Genomic DNA, 17120 nt, shown 5'->3' on the forward strand with positions numbered 1-17120 from the left:
GTGACGGTGCGCGTCACGTACCAGGCGTGGAACGAATACCGCCCTTGGCAAAAAGCCAAGCCGCGCAACCGCACCTGCCTCGGCACCGTGATGCCCGGCAACCGCATTCTCGTGCCGGCGGCCTATCTCGACGACGCCACCCTGATCCAGCTCGAAAAGTTTGACCGCCCCCCCCGCATCCCCGCCCGCATCGTCCATTGCGACAACCAGGTCGGGCTCGCCATCCTGACCACCGACGAGCCGGGGTTCTTCGACAACCTAAAGCCCGTCGATCTGGCCGAGACCGCCGACGCCGAGGGCGAAGACTTTTACTGCGTCGCGTGGAAATCGAGCCAACTCACCTTTTCGTCGTGCCGCTGGTCGCAGGTGAAGGTCTTTAAATCCTCCGTGCCCTATTTCGGCTATGCCGGCATCTACTTCATTACCGACCTCAAGAGCGGCGGTCGCGGCGAACCGGTGTTCAGCGGCGACCGCATGATCGGCATAGCCCGGTCGCAAAGCGGCAACCGCATCACGGTCATCCCCGCCGAGCTGATCCAAGCCTACCTCCACGCCGTCGATCTGCCGGAGTATCCCAGCTTTGGACGGCTGGGCATCGACTATCAATACAACCGGGGCAAAGCGCAGGCCGCCCATTTCGGGCAGACGGGCGCCCCCGCCGGCATCCTCATCCGCAGCTGCTTCCCCAACGGCTCCGCCGACGGCATCCTGCTGCCTGACGACATCCTGCTCGAGCTCGACGGCCATGCCATTAATTCGCAGGGCGACTACCTGCATCCGCGCTACGGCCTGATGGGCCTCAACCTCATCGCCACCGATGGCCACTATGCCGGCGACGTCCTCACCGCCAAGGTGCTGCGAAATAAAGAAGAGACCACCGTCGAGGTTCCGCTGAAGAACACCCAGCCCAGCGCCGCCCTCATCCCCGCAGCCCGGCCGGACCTCCCTCCGCCCTACCTCGTCGCCGGCGGCTTTGTTTTCCGCGAACTCGACGTGCCCTACCTCAAAGCCTGGGGCAAGGACTGGGAAAACAACATCCCGCCCACCCTGCGGATCCTCAACGAGATGCGAAGCGAGTCCCCAACCCCCGAACAGCAGCGGCTGATTGTCCTGACCGACGTCTTCCCCGACGACTACAACCTTGGCTACCACGAAATGGCGCAAAACATCGTCAAATCCGTCAACGGCCGCAGCATCGACTCCATCCGGGAAATGGAAGAAGCCTTCCAACATCCCGAGGACGGGTTCCACGTGATTGAATTCCTGCCCGGCTACGGCACCTCCAAGGTTATCCTCGACGCCGCGCCGTTCAAAGACGCCACCGCGGCCATCATGGAAAAATACCAGATCCCGACCCGCATTCGCCTGAATCCGTAAGAAAGGAATGAATAGGTTTGTAGTTCCGCCTTTAGGCGGCTGCACGTGCAAAGCCGCCTAAAGGCGGAACAACATACCTTTACCCTTTTTAGGCGTAGCCGAGCTTCTTGAGGATCCAGAAGTTTTTGCGCCAGTTCTTTTCAACCTTGACCCAGAGCGTGAGCTTGAAGCGAACGCCGTACATTTCGTAGAGCTCTTTTTCGGCCTGTTCGCGAACCCACTTGAGCAAGCGCCCTTTTTCGCCGATGACGATCCCTTTCTGGGAGTGGCGCTCCACATAGATGGAGGCTTCGACCGACCATTTCTTTTCCCCCTCGACGATCTCTTCAACCCAAACGGCGACGGCGTGCGGCAGCTCGTCGTGCAGGCGGTGGAAAAGCTTTTCGCGGATGACGTCGGCAATGTTGAGCTTGCGGGGATAGTCGGTGAGGATGTCGTCGGGGAAGAGCGGCGGACCAACGGGAATGTTTTCGAACAGGATGTCGAGCAAGCCGGCCATGCCGTCGCCGTTTAAAGCGGAAACGGAGGTCCAAACCGGTTCGACGGCGCTTTCCTTCTCGAGTTTGATTTCGTTCCACAGCTCTTTATACGCCGAAGAGCAGTTGAAATTGCGGTCGGATTTGTTGAAGGCAATGATGCAGGGGCCTTCCTCGCGGGCGAGGCGGCGCAACCAGCCGTCGTCTTCAAGCGCAGGCTTGGAGGAGCGGTCGAGCACTAGCAGAATGGCGTCGACCCCCTGCACGGCGGCGCGCGCGGCCTTGTTGAGGTTCTTGCCCATTTCGCCCTGGGCCTTGTGGACGCCGGGGGTGTCGAGAAAGACCATCTGCCCGCGCGGCTCGGTGAGAATGGCGCGGATGAGGTTGCGGGTGGTCTGCACGGTATCGCTGACAATGCTGACCTTTTCGCCGAGCAAGTGGTTGACGAGCGTGGACTTGCCCACGTTGGTGCGTCCGACGATCGCAACGATGCCGGAGTTTCCAATGCCTGTAGGTTCTGCGGTTTCTTCTGTCATAGGGCGCGGGTTTTAGCATAAGCCGCCCTGCCAGCGTAAAGAATATTCGCGGTTTCGCTTTTCGGCGTTGCGCCCCCGCCACCCTTTATTTATGGTGCTTGGATTATGAGACATGTAATTTTATTGATGGCTGTGCTGGGCGCCTCGGCGGTGCGGGGGCAGACCAATACGGCGCCGAAGCGGATGTCGATTGAGATCGACGGCTACGCGGCGAGAGTGAACGAGCAGGTAATCACGCGCGGCGAGGTGCGCGAGGCGATGGCCCCGATCATGCCGGAGCTCTACCGCGCCTACCAAGGCGACGAGCTCACCCAAGAACTTGAAAAAGCCTTTAACCAGACGCGTGAAAAACTGGTCGAACGCGCGCTGATTATGGAAACCTACACCGCCAAAGGCGGCGCAATTCCCGACCAGTACGTTAACGATGAAATCAAGCGGATGATCAACACCCGCTTCAAAGGCGACGCCGCGCAGTTCGAAGAGGTGCTGGCCAGCCAGAAAAAGACGCGCGAAGAGTACATGGACATGATCCGGGAAAAGATGGCCGTCGACTACATGATCGGGCAAGAGGTCTACAGCCGCGCCCGCATCACGCCGGAACAAGTGCGCGAGGAATACGAATCCAAGAGAGACGACTTCTTCATTCCGGCAAAAGTCAAATACAGCGTGATCGTCCTCAACAAGGGCGAAACCGAAGAAGACCAAGCCGTAAAGCGCGAAGAAGCCGAGAAAACGCTGGCCAAGCTGCTGGAAGGAAGCGACTTCAACCAAACCGCCATAGAGGTCTCCGAAGGCAGCCGCGCGGCGGACGGCGGGGCGTTCCCCTGGATGCAGCCCAAGGATGTCCGCGTGGAGCTGCAGGAAGCGCTCGCAACCCTCCCTGCCGGCGAGATCAGCGGCATCGTCGAAACCGAAGAGCAACTCTATATCCTAAAGGTGGATGCGCGCCGGCAACCCGGCTACAAAACCTTCGACGAAGTCCGCGCCGACATCAAGAGCATGTTGACTGCCAAAGAACGCGAACGGCTCAGGAAACGCTGGATCGAGCGCCTCAAGCAAAACAACTACATCGTCATATACAACTAGTTATCCAAGACCTTGCACCGGTTGACAGATCGCCTATCGAGATTAGAATGCGAGCTAGGAGGTGGTTGAAATGTCATTTAACCAAACTAGAGATGTTCTGGATCATGCACGGAAGTTCCACCGCAGAATGATCCGGTTCTACACAGAGCTGTTCGACCTCGCACCGCAGGAAGAGACCTGCGAACTCCTCGAAGAGCTCATCGACCACGAACGGCTGCTCGAGTCGCGCCTGAAAGAATACGAGGAAGAGGTATCGGACAATATTCTCGATACTTTTTTCAAATACATGATCGATGGCACGGAGCAGCACTTTGCGGAATACAGCGTACCCGACTCGGTGGACGCCGCGTATGTGATCGCTGCAGCGCGCCATTTTGACGACGGCCTGCGTTGCTTCTATCAGGACATGGCGAAAAAGGCGCAGTCCGAACACGTGCGCGAAATTCTGGAAAACCTGCAGGAACTGGAGCGGGTCGAACAACTGACGCTCAGCAAACTGGAGCTCAACCTCAAAAAGGCCTAGTACATAGTCACGAATTAAGTGGCGGGCATTTCACCACCCGCTTCGCTAGAGGCACGGAGGCTCGGAGTAAAAGAACCTTAACAAACTCAGTGCCTCTGTGACTCCGTGGTAAAAAATCCGGCTGAACAGAAACAGGACATTAATTTCATGACTGAGTACTAGCCGTCAATCATCCGGCCGGACGCGGCCTCGGAGCTTTTTCTTGGAGCCCTGCTTGGTCTTGGCGTCGAGCATTTTGGCTTTGGCGCGACGCGAACGGCGGCGCTTTTGACGGCGTATTTTTTCGGCCGCCTGCTGCTTGGCGCTTTTTTCGCCAAGCACCTTTTCTTCAATCTTTTCGCAGAGTTCGCGCCGGGCCCAATAGCGGTTGTCGGCCTGCGACCGCGTATGCTGGCAGCGCACCTCGATCCCGCTGGACGGATGAACCAGCTGGACGCAGGAGGAGGTCTTGTTGACTTTCTGGCCGCCGCTGCCGGAGCCACGGATAAAATGCTCTTCGATTTCCTGTTCAAGAATCCCAAGCTCGACCATCCGCTTCTGCAGCTTTTCCATTTTTTCCGACGTAATCATGGGATCACCATGCCGCGTAATGCGGCAGTTATTAGTTAATTGTTATTCGTTAGTCGAATAGCACATAACCGCAAAGCATGCGAGAAGAAGGAAGCCGATTAACTCAATAGCAAATACCGATTAACCGGAACCGCAGGTTCCTCTCCGCTTTCGCAATTGATTTAATCGGTCCGTCGAATATGATGCGCGCAATGGAAGAAATGCTCGCCAACGCCGAAGCCGGGAGCCGGCACTTGTACTGGATCATCGAATCGGCGATGTTGCTTGGAGGGCTGGTTGCCATTTTAATTCTGGTGCTTCACCATCGACGGACCCCGCCCGATACGGAGACGCTGACCGCCCGACTGGTGGCGCGGGCGTTCAGCTTCACGGAAATCTACGGCATCGTTTTGCTCCACCTGACGCTCATGATTCTGGCCATGTTCAGCGGGCGCCTTTTCTACGCTGAGCAAATCCCCACTGCAAAACTGGTCGTCGCACTACTCATCTACACCATCGTCACCTTTGCCATCTTCATCACAATCTGGAAGCGGGGCGGCACACTCGATGACACCTTTGGCCTGAGGCTTAGACAGCTTAAACTCGCTGCGCTCTCCCCCCTCTTCTACCTTGCCATTGTTCCGCTGCTGCTCCTGTCTTCGGCCCTGCTTACGCTGCTGGGCTATGAGCTGCCCCTGCAGGAAAGCGTGCAGCAGTTTGTCGACTCGCCCCAGCTCGAACAGATCCTGTTTTCGGTGATGGCCATTATTGCGGCGCCGTTTTTCGAGGAACTGCTCTTCCGCGGCATCATTTTTCCGGCGCTGCTCAAACGCATGGGACTCGCCGGTTCAACCCTGCTGGTCTCCAGCCTGTTCGCCCTGCTGCACTTTCATTTTTTCATTTTCCTGATCCTCTTCGGCAGCGCCTCCCTCTTTTGCCTGCTCTTTTGGCCGGCTCAAAACCGCTGGGCGGTTTTCGCCACCCGAGGCGTGCTCGCTCTCGTCGTGCTGTTTTCCGCATACATCACCTTCATCAGCGGGAGCTTTCATTCATTCACAGCTTTAATGATTTTATCCAGCGCAGCCTGCCTCGCCTATTGGCGCACCGGCTCGCTTTGGGCCTGCATCGGCCTCCACGCCATCTTCAACACCGTCAGTATTCTGGCCCTGAACCTGTTCGGTTAATCGCACAAATCCGTTAATCCACTCTTTCATTCCAAGCGCCGTCCTTCTATTGTTTCCCGCATGGAACCAATAACCTTATATGTCACGCTTCTTCTCGCCGGCTTTGTGCTCATCGGTACAGAGATTTTCATTCCCGGCGGCATTCTCGGCATCTGCGGCTCCGTGGCCTGGATTTCGGCGGCCGTGGTCGGGGCGCAGAACTTTCCCGCCCCATGGAACATGCTCAGCGCGTTCGCCCTGCTGTTCATGGGCATTTTGACCTTCGTCGTCTGGATCAAATATTTCCCAAAAAGCCGCGTCGGCAAGAGCCTCTCGCTCTCCGAAGACACCGCAAGCTATAAATCCCATACCACCGACGAGCGCCTCCCCACCGGCGCCGTTGGAGAAGCGGTCAGCACCCTGCGCCCCTCCGGCATTGCCAAATTCGACGGCAAGCGCATCGACGTTGTGGCCGACGGCGAATGGATCGAAGCCGGACAGCCCGTTAAAATATCATCAACCTCAGGCGGGCACGTCTCCGTCGTGAAAGCATAACCCTCATGCGTTATACACTTCCCATTTTTGGCCTCCTCGCCGTGCTTGCCCTGCCGGTACGGGCCGCCGAATTCCTCGCGACCAACGCCTACCGCGTGGCCGAATCCCAAACCGTGGCCGACGAGCAATGGGTGCTCGCCGGCACCGCCGAAGCCGAAGGCCGCTTTCAAAACGACCTGTTCATTTCCTCGGGAGGCGCGCTGCTGCTCAACGGCACCTACGAAGGCAATGTGTGGGGCGCCTCCGGCCTGGCTGCCAGCATGGACGGCCACTGCCTGCGCAACGTCCGCCTCGCGGGAAAAACCGTACGGATCGACGGCCACGTAGCCGGCAACGTGATGGCCATGGCTGAAACGGTGATCCTCGGAACCAATGCCGTGGTTGAAGGAAACGTCCGGCTGATTGCGACCAGCGTCATTCAAGAAGGCCTCGTCAAAGGCAATGCCGCCATCACCTCCGCGCGCACCGCCACGTTGGGAGGAACCATCAAAGGCAACGTTAAAATCGTAGCGCCAGAAGTCTTCTTTGCCCGCGACGCGCAGATTGACGGCAACCTGGCCTATACCGCCAACAAGGAGCTCGTCCCCGCCGCAGGCGTGGTCGCCGGCGCCATCGAACGGCAGCTGCCGAAGGCCGAACCGCTTTTTTCCAAGGAGCGCCTCTATTCCCGCGCCATGTGGTTCCTCGCGGCATTCCTCGCAGGCGTGCCGTTCATCGCCCTCTTTCCCATGACCACCGCCATGGCCGCGCAGCTCGCACGCACATCGGCATGGAAATGCCTGCTCGTGGGCATGCTCGCAACCGCGGCGCTTCCCTTCCTCGCCATCATGTGCGCCTCGTCAATCGTCGGCATCCCGCTCGGCGGGCTGATTCTGGCCGTATGGGGCATCCTGATCTATGTCAGCCGTTTTACCATGGGCCTCGTCGTCGGCACGATGATCCTGCGGTCGGTCGGCACTTCGATCCGCCACGTCCTGTTGACCATGGCGCTTGGACTGGCCGTCATCTATCTGGCCACCGTCTTCCCGCCCATCGCCGTACCCGCGCAGATGGCCGTGGCATGGATGGGGACGGGTGCATTGCTGCTGGCGCTGCTCCAAAAGCGCCGTCTCATCATCCAGGTGCCGCAAAACCTTAAAAAACTTGAAGAACTGAAAAACGAAGCCAATAAACCCGAGGAGCAATAGTCATGAACCTGTATTATGTCATACTAGTACCCGTTGCCATCATCCTGCTAATCTTTATGGCACTAGCCATTTCTGTGATCGACCTATGGGTGCGCGCGCTGTTCGCCGAAGCTCAGGTCCGCATCCGCGACCTCATCGGCATGAAGCTGCGCCGCGTGCCGCCGCACCAAGTGGTGCTGACCTATATTTCCGCCATTAAAGCGGGACTGACCATCTCCACCGACATGCTTGAAGCCCACTACCTCGCCGGCGGCAGCATTCAGAACGTCGTCCGCGCCATGATTGCCGCCGACAAGGCCAACATTAACCTGCAGTTCCAGCAGGCCGCCGCCATCGACCTTGCCGGACGCAACATTGTCGATGCCGTACAGACCTCTGTCAACCCAAAGGTGATTGACTGCCCGGACTCCGCCAAATCCGCAAGCGGCATGCTCGATGCTGTGGCCAAAGACGGCATTCGCCTGCTCGTGAAAGCGCGCGTAACGGTCCGCACCAATCTGGAGCGCCTCGTCGGAGGCGCCACTGAAGAAACCATCATCGCCCGCGTCGGCCAAGGCATCGTCAGCGCCATCGGCTCGATGGCCTCCTATAAAAACGTACTCGAAAACCCCGATGCCATCAGCCGCAAGGTGCTCGAAAGCGGCCTCGACGCGCAGACCGCCTTCGAGATCGTATCGATCGATATTGCCGACATCTCCGTGGCCGGGGTCGGACAGATCTCCAACGTCGGCGCCAAGCTCGAAACCGACCGTGCCGACGCCGACAAAATCATGCGCCAGGCCGAGGCCGAAGGGCGCCGCGCGATGGCCATCGCCACCGAACAGGAAATGCGCGCCCGCGTTCAAGAGATGCAAGCCAAAGTGATCGAAGCTCAGGCCGAAGTGCCGCTGGCCATGGCCGAAGCCTTCCGCAAAGGCAACCTCGGCGTGATGGACTTCTACCGCATGCAGAACATCAGCGCCGACACCGCCATGCGCGAATCGCTCTCCGGCGGAGACGACGAAAACCAGGGCAAGGGGAAATAAGCTCCAAGCGCTGAACCCTAAATCCGAAACAAACCTAAATGTTCAATGAGTGAAAAATTGAAACCAGGTGCCGGAGGGCGGTGCCCTCCGGCTTTGGAACATTCTCCTCTCGGATTTGGGATTTGTTTCGGATTTGGGATGTTCGGACTTAGGACTTTCCCGGAGGGATAATATGGAAGATTTTGTAGGCCTTTTAGTGTTTGTGGTTATTGCCGTCGTCCAGCTGCTGAAATATTTGGCGGGAAAAGCGGGCAAGAACAAACCGGCGCCGAAGCAGGGCGAAGCGGCAACTAAGCGCGCGCCCTCCTCGATTGAAGAGTTTTTCGAGAAGCTCGCTGAAAAACTGGAGCCGCAGCCCACCGAGCAGCCCGACTGGCCGGAAGGCTACGAGCGCCCGGACTACGTGCATGAAATGGAGGAGTTCGAGCAGGACCAAGCGGAGGAATTCTACGAAGAACCCGCGCCCGAACCTGCCCCGATGCCGAAACCGCTGGAGCCCAGTCTGCCCCCAATCCAAGGCGTGGAAAAAGTAGTGGCCTTCCAAGCACCACCCCAGGTGGCCTCGTCGGTCTTCGCCAGCAGCAGCATCCGCATCCCAACCATACCGATGATGCGCAACAACGCCGGCGGCGTCATTGACTTTGACTTCAAGAGCCGTAAAAAACTGAAGCAGGCGATCATTGCCAACCTAATCTTCAGTCCGCCCCGCGCCTACGACGCCTCGTTCGAGAACACGCTCGCAAAGTAGCCCCCGGTTGCACTTCCAATGTTTGGAAGTTGCCATCGGAGGCGAGGTTTAGCTTAATAGCCCAATGAATAAAATTCCACTAGGCCAATTGCTCGACGTGGCCATCTGCGCGGCAGAGGCGGCCGGCAATCATGCCTTGGCCAACAAGCACCGCCGCACCGAAGCCAACGACATCTTCGACCACGATATTAAGCTGGTGCTTGACGTCGAGTGCCAGAAGATCGCCGAAGAGGTCATTGCCTCCGAGTTTCCGGAGCATGGCATTCTGGGCGAAGAGGATATACGGGGAAATCCTGCCGAAGCCTACGAATGGATCATCGACCCCATCGACGGCACCATGAACTATACGCATGGACACCCCTTCTGGTGCTGCTCCATCGCGGTCCGCCACCACGAAACCATTCTCGCCGGTTGCGTCTTTGCACCGGAGTTCGGCGACTACTATACGGCGCATATCGAAGATGTTGCCAAGCTCAACGGCCAACCGATCCGTGTTTCAAAAACCAAGCGCCTGCAGGATGCGATGATCTTTACCGGCCTGTCAAAGCACATGCGGTCGCATAAAGAGCCTCACTTTGAAATGTTCCAAATGCTGGCACTCAACACCCGGAAGGTCCGCATCAACGGATCGGCCGCGCTCGACCTCTGCCATGTGGCCACCGGAACAAGCGACGGCTTCTTTGAAACCAGCATTTACCTATGGGACTACGCCGCCGCCGGGCTCATCGCCGAACGCGCCGGCGCCGTGCTCTTCCTTTATCCGCACCAGGACATTCCGCACGGCGCCACCGTACTGTGCGCCAACGAGCATCTCATCGACGGCCTCCGCGCCATTCACACGAAGTGCATCTGACTATGGGCAAAAAGAAAAAGACACCACCCGACATCCACTGGCTCTACGAAGCCTCCGTACAGAACGTCGATACCGATCTCGACTTCGGGAAGCGCGTTTATACCAAACATTGGAAGCGCAAGCCGTTGACCGTGCGCGAGGATTTTTGCGGCACGGCCAAACTCGCCGCCCGCTGGGCGCAGCGCAGCAAGCTGCACGAGGCTTGGGGCATCGATTTCCACCAACCGACGCTCGACTGGGGCGTGAAATACAATGTTTCCGAACTGACCGACAAACAGAAGAAACGGCTCCACCTGATTTGCGGCGATGTGCTGGAGGCCAAAACCCCTAAAGTCGACCTCGCCTTTGCGCTCAACTTTTCCTTCTGCGTCTTCAAGCAGCGCGATGTGCTCCGCCGCTATTTCCAACGCATGAAGGAGTCTCTCAAAGACGAAGGCCTCTTCGTGATGGACATCTATGGCGGCACCGAGTCGGTCACCGCCAAGAGCGACGACGTCCGCGAGATCCCCGGATTCACAACACCCGAGGGCATGAAAATTCCGGACTTTGAATATGTCTGGGAGCAGGCGGCCTATAATCCCATCAACCACGACACCACCTGCCATATCCACTTCAAGGTGCCGGGTTTTGGAAAAATCGAAAAGGCGTTCACCTACGAATGGCGGCTTTGGACCCTCGCGGAGCTGCAGGAAATCCTCCTCGAGGCCGGCTTTTCCAAAGCCGAGGTCTATCTGCACGACTTCGACGACGAAGGCGAATCCGATGAAATCTTCCGCCTCCGCAAAACCTACGAAAACGTTCAAGGCTGGGTCGCCTATGTCGTTGGCATCAAGTAAGGGCGACATGCATGCCGCCCCAACAAGGCACAAAACATGACCAAGACCGAACGCGCCGCCTACATTGGACAAAAGCTCGACGAACTGTATCCGGAGGTGCCGATTCCGCTCGACCACACCGACGCCTACACCCTGCTCATCGCCGTGCTGCTTTCCGCGCAATGCACCGACAAACGCGTGAACATCGTCACCCCCGCCCTCTTTGCCAAAGCCTCCACGCCGGAGGAGATGATGAAGCTGTCCGTTGAGGAAATCCTCGAATGCATCAAAACCTGCGGACTGGCCAACAGCAAAGCCAAGAACATCAAGCGACTCTCGGAAATGCTCGTCGAAGAGCATGGCGGCGTTGTCCCGCAAACCTTCGAGGAACTGGAGCGGCTTCCGGGCGTCGGCCATAAAACCGCCAGCGTTGTGATGATCCACGCCTTCAAGATTCCGGCGTTCCCCGTCGACACCCACATCCACCGCCTAGCCCAGCGCTGGGGGCTGACCAAAGGCAAAAACGTGGTGCAGACGGAAGAGGATCTGAAAAAACTGTTCCCTCAGGAAAAATGGGAAGACTTGCATCTGCAGTTCATCACCTACGGGCGCGAACACTGCACCGCCCGCGGGTGCGACGGCACCAAATGCGAAATCTGTCGGACCACCCACCCCAACCGCAAAAAGCCGCTCGTCGTGAACAAAGCCTAGCGGGCGGGTCTATTGACCTGCCAGCATTCGGTTGCCGCCCAACAGCGAATACACCTTGTCGAACCCGATCTTTCGCAGTTCAAGTGCAGTAAACTTAGTGCGCACACCGGCCGCGCAAACGAGCACGCTCGTTTTCTCTTTGGCCAGCAAGTGCGGCTGGTTCAGCAACTGATCCATTGGGATGTGAATGTGTTTGCACGGCAACGGATCAACGGCCACTTCCTGATGAGTGCGAATATCGACGATTTGCACTTCCCCCAGCCCACTGATCTCCGACGCATTGATCTCAACGTTCATTCTAAGCCAGCTTCACATTGACCGGTGTCGCGGTGTGCAGGTTGTCGGAGACGGAGCAACGGGAATCGCTTTCAATAACAAATTTGTCGCCGAGCTTTGATTCTACACTTGCCGTTTTTTGCGCCACATTTTTCTCCAAGTTAAATTTCAGGCAGGATAGCAGTATTGGCTGGATGGTAAAGCATAGACGAAGCTTCCAGCTTCGTTGCAGGACTGGCCTGTGTGCGTGGTTCAGCTTTGCAATGGATAGCATGGTCTTTATGTTCATCCTGAATGGAGTAATAAGATGCTCCATCTACAGCGCTACAATAAGGAAAGCGCATCGACATCCACCGTACAGGTGACGGTTTTCGGTATTTTGTAGACCGAGCGGACGTGGCGGATGGGCCGGGTCATTTTTACGGTATGCTCGCAACGAAGCATGATTTGGTAGCGCCACAGGCCCTTGGCACGGGCGAGCGGCGCGGGAACCGGCGGCGAATGCGTTACCGATTCGGGCAGGATTTTTTCCAGCCGCGCGGAAAAGCCATCGGCCACACTCATCACCTCGCCTTCGCACTCTCCTTTAAACGTCAACAGCACAAGGTGCGAATAGGGCGGGTAGCACAGTTCCTTGCGGAACTCAAGATCCTGGGAGCAGAAGCCGTCATAGTCCAAGCTGCGCGCCGCCTGAATCGCCGGGTGGTGCGGCGTGTAGGCCTGCACGATGACTTCCCCTGCTTTTTCGCCGCGCCCGGCGCGTCCGGCCACCTGCGTGAGCAGCTGGAAAGTGCGCTCGCCGGCCCGGAAATCGGGCACATGCAGCGACATGTCCGCATTGAGCACACCCACCAGCGTCACGTTCGGAAAATCGAGCCCCTTGGCAATCATCTGCGTGCCGAGCAGAATATCGATCTTGCCGGTGCGAAACTGATCGAGCACCTTGCGGTAGGAATCCTTCTTGCGCATGGTGTCGGAATCCATGCGCGCCACCTTGGCGTTCGGGCAAAGCTTTCCTAAAACCTCTTCGATCCTTTCCGTGCCCATGCCGGCATACTTAAAATCGGGATCGCCGCAGTCGGGGCAGCGGTTCGGCACCTTTTCCTCCGCGCCGCAAATGTGGCAGAGCAACTTGTGGGCGCGCTTGTGGTAGGTCATGGAAACGCTGCATTCCGAACACTCGGCCACATAGCCGCACTTCTCGCACTGGAGCGACGACGAGAATCCTCGCCGGTTTAGAAACAGGATCACCTGCTCGCGCAGGTTGAGCCGGTCGTAGATGCCCTCCACCAGTTCCGTAGAAAAAATTTGGGGGCGCCCGTCTTTCTCGGATTCGATGCACATGTCGACAATCCGCATCAGCGGCATGGAGCGGTCGTCAACCCGCAGCAGCATTTCGGCCAGCTCGTAGCGGCCGTCGCGCACGTTCTTGAACGATTCCATCGCCGGCGTCGCCGAGCCAAGCACCACGCAGCAGTTTTCCAAATGGCCGCGCATGACGGCCACGTCGCGCGCGTTGTAGCGCGGCGACTCGTCCTGCTTGTAGGTTGCTTCGTGCTCTTCGTCCACCACGATCAGCCCCGGATTTTCGATCGGCGAAAAAAGCGCAGAACGCGCGCCGATGGCAATCTGGGCCTCGCCGTTGCGGATGCGGTGCCACTCGTCGTGCCGCTCGCCATCGGACAAACTGGAATGCAGCACCGCCACGCAGTCGCCAAAGCGCGAACGGAAGCGGTCGACCGTTTGTGGCGTCAGCGCAATTTCGGGCACGAGCACGATGGCCCCCTGCCCCTTGTCGAGGGCGTGCTGGATGGCTTGCAGATAAACCTCGGTCTTGCCGCTGCCCGTCACGCCGTGGAGCAGCACTGTGCCCGGCTTTTCTTTGTCCATCGACGCGTTTATGATATCAAGCGCGGTCTGCTGCTCCGCCATCAAATTGAACGGCTGGGTGCGCAGCAGCTCCAGCCCCATATGCGGATCGCGCAGGATGGTTTCCTCCTCAATCTTTACCAATCCGTTTTTTTCCAGCGTCCGGATCGGCGAGTCCGAACAGCCGCTCCGCTCCTTCAACTCCGAAAGCGTCATCGCTCCATGCTCTTGCAGCGTCTCAACAACGAACTTCTGCTTGGGCGGCAGCTTGTCGTAGACGGAGCTTCCAGCTCCGCTCGGCTGGGCGGGGAGGGCTGGATCGACTGGAGGAAGCAAGGGATCGGCCAACGGTTGGCGGTCATCAGAAACGGAGCTGGAAGCTCCGTCTACGATTTGGCTCGGGTTATCGTGGATGTATTTCCGTATGCGCTCAACCTGTTCCGGTGATCGAACGATATGGTCGAACGATTCGTGCTGCCAGACCGGCTTCAGCTCATTCTTTATCCGCTTGTTGATTTCATTGGCCGTGAACGATTTCAGGCTATGCAAAATTTCGGAAAGCAGATGCTCGCCCAATGGACTAATCAGCATGTGCACATGATTGGGCATGACGGCATATTCGCGCAGCTTGTATCGGTCGCCGTCGAAATGCAGCAGCGCGTCCTCGACAATTTCCTTCATCTCCGGTTTTGCAAGAATGCATGACCCCATCCCCTGATCGAGCCAGTTTTGGAACCGTTGCGGAAAGAGTTCGTAGTATTCCCGTTTCGTGGCTTCATCGTGCGGTTCAGGGTGTGCGCGCAGCCAAATAGCCAGCTCAGCTCGCCATTGGTTGAGCTTTTCCTGCGGAAGAGAGTCGCCTAGACGGAAAGTAACAAAGTAAGTCGCCCCTTGCTGCCGCCAATGCGGGAGGTTGCCCTGCTCATTTCCAACTGGTTCATGCACATCGAAATAGTTGATGCGTTCCTCTTCGTAGATGGAGCTTCCAGCTCCGTTGCGCTGGGCTTGTGCGCATGGATCAGCTTTGCAATGGATGGAATTGCTTCTGCGATCATCCTGAACGGAGCAGGATGCTCCGTCTACGTTCGGTGCGTCTACGAGCGAAACGAATAGCTGCTTCTTGTGCTTGGCGCCGCGCCGGCGGACGGCGCTGGGCAGCACGGTGCGGACGGCGTTCTCGATGGGAGCGCAATAATAATCGGCAATCCAAGTGGCCAGGGCGACCACCGATTCGGGGATGAGCGGCTTGTCGCCGACGACCCCGGCGATCTCTTTAAGCTTGTCGCCAAAGGCGGAATAATTGGAGAGCCCCACCACAAAGCCGCGCAGCTCGCGCGACTTGAACGGCACGTTGACTTGCGACCCCACCTTGATGGAGTCCTTCAGATGCGCAGGAATCCGGTAGTCAAACTCCCGGTCCAGCGATATCTCCACCACAACTTTCGCAATTGATGCCATGTAAAGTCGTCCAGCTTACTCAGGGCGGAATTGCTTGAGGGTTATTTCCGGAATCATGGAGTAGTGCTTGATGTTGGCCGTCAATAGGGGCTCTCCAAGGTGCCCCGCCGTCGCGGCAATCAATGCATCGGCCAAGCAGAGCGAATAGCTAAGACAATAGCGCTCCACGAAAAACATGGCTTGATAAGATATCGCCTCGTCGATGGGGGCGATCTGCACCCGCCAGATTTTCATGGCCTTCTTGAAGGCGGCCAGTTCCGCCTTGTCGCGCATGCCTTGGCACAGCTCCATATAGGTGACAGCGGAGATGGAGAATCCACTTTCCTTGTCGAGCTTGCGGACGGCCTTTGGGTTGCCTCGGCTCGCCCAGATGAGTACGTCGCTATCGACTAGCATAGCGGGCGCCCCTTGCGAAGCTCGCGGACATGGGCGTCGATATCCTTAAGATCCTTACGGTCTTTCCACATGCCGATAAAGGGATTGTCCTGCTTGGCTTCCTCCTCCTTCCCGACGGGAACGATGCGCGCCTTCACCCTGCCGCGATTGGTGACCAATACCTCTTCGCCGCGCTCAACGGACTCCATGATGCCCTTCAGGTTGTACCGTAAATCCTTTGCTGTTGCCTTCATTCCTGCCTCCATTCAAAATATACATTTACTTATGTATATTCATCCGTCAAGCGCTCTATGGGCGAATTCATCTTCCAAACCTTGGAAAAACAGTAAAAAAGCAATTGCCATATTGGCCATAGCTTGGATGATAGGGGTTTTGAATCTTGAACAAGGAATAAGGAACCGCTGAATGACGAAGGGGAATTATTTTTCGATTCATTTACCTCAGTTTTAGAGATTAGTGCTGATTAGTGTTAATTAGTGGTTTAAAGGAAGCATAGAGCTATGAATTTACAGGACTTGATCGAATTAAAGGCGAAAGCCTTGGGCGAAGCGGAAGCGGCTACGGATGGCGATGCACTGGAGGCCGTGCGCATTGAATACTTGGCGCGCAAAGGCCTTTTGCCAAAGGTGATGCAGGAGCTTAAAAATGTTTCGCCGGAAGAAAAGCCGATGTTCGGCAAAACCGTCAACGAGCTTAAGAATGAGCTGACGGAACTGATCAAGCAGAAGCAGGCCGGCTTTGCCGGAAGCGCCGGCGCCGCGGGCGCGGGCTTCGACCTGTCCCAGCCGGGCCAATGGCAGGGGCTCGGCACCCGCCATCCGATCACGCAGATCACCGACCGCATCACCCAGATTTTCCAAACGCTGGGCTTCACGGTGGCCGACGGTCCGGACGTGGAATCGGTCTGGAACAACTTTGATGCGCTGAACACGCCGGCCGACCATCCGTCGCGCGACGAGCAGGACACGTTCTATTTAAACAACGGCGACCTGATGCGCTGCCACACCTCGCCGGTGCAGGTGCGCTACATGATGGAGCACAAGCCGCCGGTGCGGATCATCTCGCCCGGCCGCTGCTACCGCCGCGATACGCCGGACGCGACGCACAGCGCCAACTTCCACCAGGTGGAAGGCCTCTATGTGGATGAAAACGTTTCGCTGGCCGATCTCAAGGGCACGCTGTCGTACTTCGCCCGCGAGCTGATGGGCCCGGATGTGAAGATCCGTTTCCGCCCGCACTTTTTCCCGTTCACCGAGCCTAGCGTGGAGGTGGACTTCACCTGCCACGTCTGCCAAGGCAAGGGTTGCCGCGTCTGCAAGAACAGCGGTTGGATCGAAATCCTTGGCGCCGGCATGGTCGACCCCAACGTATTCCAATCCGTCGGCTACGATTCCTCGGCCGTCACCGGCTTCGCCTTCGGCATGGGCATCGAACGCATCACCATGATACTATACGGTATTCACGACATCCGGAACCTGTACGAAAACGACGTCCGGTTCCTTTCACAGTTCTAGGAG

The 17120-nt window shown here is 57.6% G+C and carries 19 protein-coding genes; 12 read left to right on the forward strand and 7 right to left on the reverse strand.

All coding sequences use genetic code 11. The annotated features are described in order from the left end of the window. Complete coding sequence (locus SCARR_RS18990) at nt 1–1377, forward strand: PDZ domain-containing protein (RefSeq protein WP_136063229.1); 1377 nt, start codon at nt 1–3, stop codon at nt 1375–1377. An 88-nt stretch (nt 1378–1465) separates the two neighbouring features. Here SCARR_RS18990 and era read toward each other — a convergent pair whose 3' ends face one another. Further along, nucleotides 1466–2389 (reverse strand): GTPase Era, encoded by a 924-nt coding sequence (gene era, locus SCARR_RS18995; RefSeq protein ID WP_136063230.1) that lies wholly within the window; start codon nt 2387–2389, stop codon nt 1466–1468. 105 nt (nt 2390–2494) lie between these two features. Between era and SCARR_RS19000 the strand changes: the two genes are divergently transcribed. Both SCARR_RS19000 and SCARR_RS19005 read left to right on the forward strand, forming a co-directional pair. After that, a complete protein-coding gene (locus tag SCARR_RS19000; protein ID WP_136063231.1) occupies nt 2495–3475 on the forward strand; it encodes a peptidylprolyl isomerase in 981 nt (326 codons plus the stop codon). 70 nt (nt 3476–3545) lie between these two features. Continuing rightward, nucleotides 3546–3998 (forward strand): hypothetical protein, encoded by a 453-nt coding sequence (locus SCARR_RS19005; protein ID WP_136063232.1) that lies wholly within the window; start codon nt 3546–3548, stop codon nt 3996–3998. 165 nt (nt 3999–4163) lie between these two features. On the opposite strand, the gene SCARR_RS19010 is transcribed toward SCARR_RS19005, so the two are convergent. Beyond that, a complete protein-coding gene (locus SCARR_RS19010) occupies nt 4164–4568 on the reverse strand; it encodes a peptide chain release factor family protein (protein ID WP_136063233.1) in 405 nt (134 codons plus the stop codon). 179 nt (nt 4569–4747) lie between these two features. Between SCARR_RS19010 and SCARR_RS19015 the strand changes: the two genes are divergently transcribed. The 8 genes from SCARR_RS19015 to nth all read left to right on the forward strand — a co-directional run bounded on the left by SCARR_RS19015 (nt 4748) and on the right by nth (nt 11604). Further along, nucleotides 4748–5731 (forward strand): CPBP family intramembrane glutamic endopeptidase, encoded by a 984-nt coding sequence (locus SCARR_RS19015; RefSeq protein WP_136063234.1) that lies wholly within the window; start codon nt 4748–4750, stop codon nt 5729–5731. Nucleotides 5732–5791: 60 nt separating this feature from the next. Further along, nucleotides 5792–6265, forward strand: coding sequence for an NfeD family protein (locus SCARR_RS19020; RefSeq protein ID WP_136063235.1), 474 nt, complete (start codon nt 5792–5794; stop codon nt 6263–6265). A 5-nt stretch (nt 6266–6270) separates the two neighbouring features. Then, nucleotides 6271–7452, forward strand: a complete 1182-nt coding sequence (locus SCARR_RS19025) for a bactofilin family protein (RefSeq protein ID WP_136063236.1) — start codon at nt 6271–6273, stop codon at nt 7450–7452. 2 nt (nt 7453–7454) lie between these two features. Then, on the forward strand, nt 7455–8477 hold the full coding sequence (gene floA, locus SCARR_RS19030; RefSeq protein WP_136063237.1) for a flotillin-like protein FloA: 1023 nt from the start codon (nt 7455–7457) through the stop codon (nt 8475–8477). Between the two features lie 172 nt (nt 8478–8649). Beyond that, a complete protein-coding gene (locus tag SCARR_RS19035; protein ID WP_136063238.1) occupies nt 8650–9225 on the forward strand; it encodes a hypothetical protein in 576 nt (191 codons plus the stop codon). Between the two features lie 64 nt (nt 9226–9289). Continuing rightward, nucleotides 9290–10078 carry an inositol monophosphatase family protein gene (locus SCARR_RS19040; protein WP_136063239.1) on the forward strand — a complete coding sequence of 263 codons (789 nt, stop codon included), beginning with the start codon at nt 9290–9292 and terminating at the stop codon, nt 10076–10078. 2 nt (nt 10079–10080) lie between these two features. Further along, nucleotides 10081–10914 carry a class I SAM-dependent methyltransferase gene (locus SCARR_RS19045; RefSeq protein ID WP_136063240.1) on the forward strand — a complete coding sequence of 278 codons (834 nt, stop codon included), beginning with the start codon at nt 10081–10083 and terminating at the stop codon, nt 10912–10914. A gap of 36 nt (nt 10915–10950) precedes the next feature. Next, nucleotides 10951–11604: an endonuclease III gene (gene nth / locus SCARR_RS19050; RefSeq protein WP_136063241.1), complete on the forward strand. Its 654-nt coding sequence runs from the start codon at nt 10951–10953 to the stop codon at nt 11602–11604. 9 nt (nt 11605–11613) lie between these two features. Here the strand turns inward: nth and SCARR_RS19055 are convergent, their stop codons facing one another. The 5 genes from SCARR_RS19055 to SCARR_RS19070 form a co-directional block, all read right to left on the reverse strand. After that, nucleotides 11614–11901, reverse strand: coding sequence for a rhodanese-like domain-containing protein (locus SCARR_RS19055; protein ID WP_136063242.1), 288 nt, complete (start codon nt 11899–11901; stop codon nt 11614–11616). 1 nt (nt 11902) lies between these two features. Next, nucleotides 11903–12028 carry a hypothetical protein gene (locus SCARR_RS29140; RefSeq protein WP_281281194.1) on the reverse strand — a complete coding sequence of 42 codons (126 nt, stop codon included), beginning with the start codon at nt 12026–12028 and terminating at the stop codon, nt 11903–11905. Between the two features lie 176 nt (nt 12029–12204). Beyond that, nucleotides 12205–15207 (reverse strand): replication restart helicase PriA, encoded by a 3003-nt coding sequence (priA, locus tag SCARR_RS19060; protein ID WP_136063243.1) that lies wholly within the window; start codon nt 15205–15207, stop codon nt 12205–12207. Nucleotides 15208–15222: 15 nt separating this feature from the next. Then, nucleotides 15223–15603 (reverse strand): type II toxin-antitoxin system VapC family toxin, encoded by a 381-nt coding sequence (locus tag SCARR_RS19065; protein WP_136063244.1) that lies wholly within the window; start codon nt 15601–15603, stop codon nt 15223–15225. Next, nucleotides 15597–15836, reverse strand: coding sequence for a type II toxin-antitoxin system Phd/YefM family antitoxin (locus SCARR_RS19070; RefSeq protein ID WP_168433438.1), 240 nt, complete (start codon nt 15834–15836; stop codon nt 15597–15599). Before SCARR_RS19070 ends, SCARR_RS19065 begins: the two co-directional genes overlap by 7 nt. Nucleotides 15837–16103: 267 nt before the next feature. Between SCARR_RS19070 and pheS the strand changes: the two genes are divergently transcribed. Then, complete coding sequence (gene pheS, locus SCARR_RS19075) at nt 16104–17117, forward strand: phenylalanine--tRNA ligase subunit alpha (protein ID WP_136063246.1); 1014 nt, start codon at nt 16104–16106, stop codon at nt 17115–17117. Nucleotides 17118–17120 lie beyond the last annotated feature (3 nt).

This window comes from Pontiella sulfatireligans (assembly GCF_900890705.1).
Classification (GTDB): Bacteria; Verrucomicrobiota; Kiritimatiellia; order Kiritimatiellales; family Pontiellaceae; genus Pontiella; species Pontiella sulfatireligans.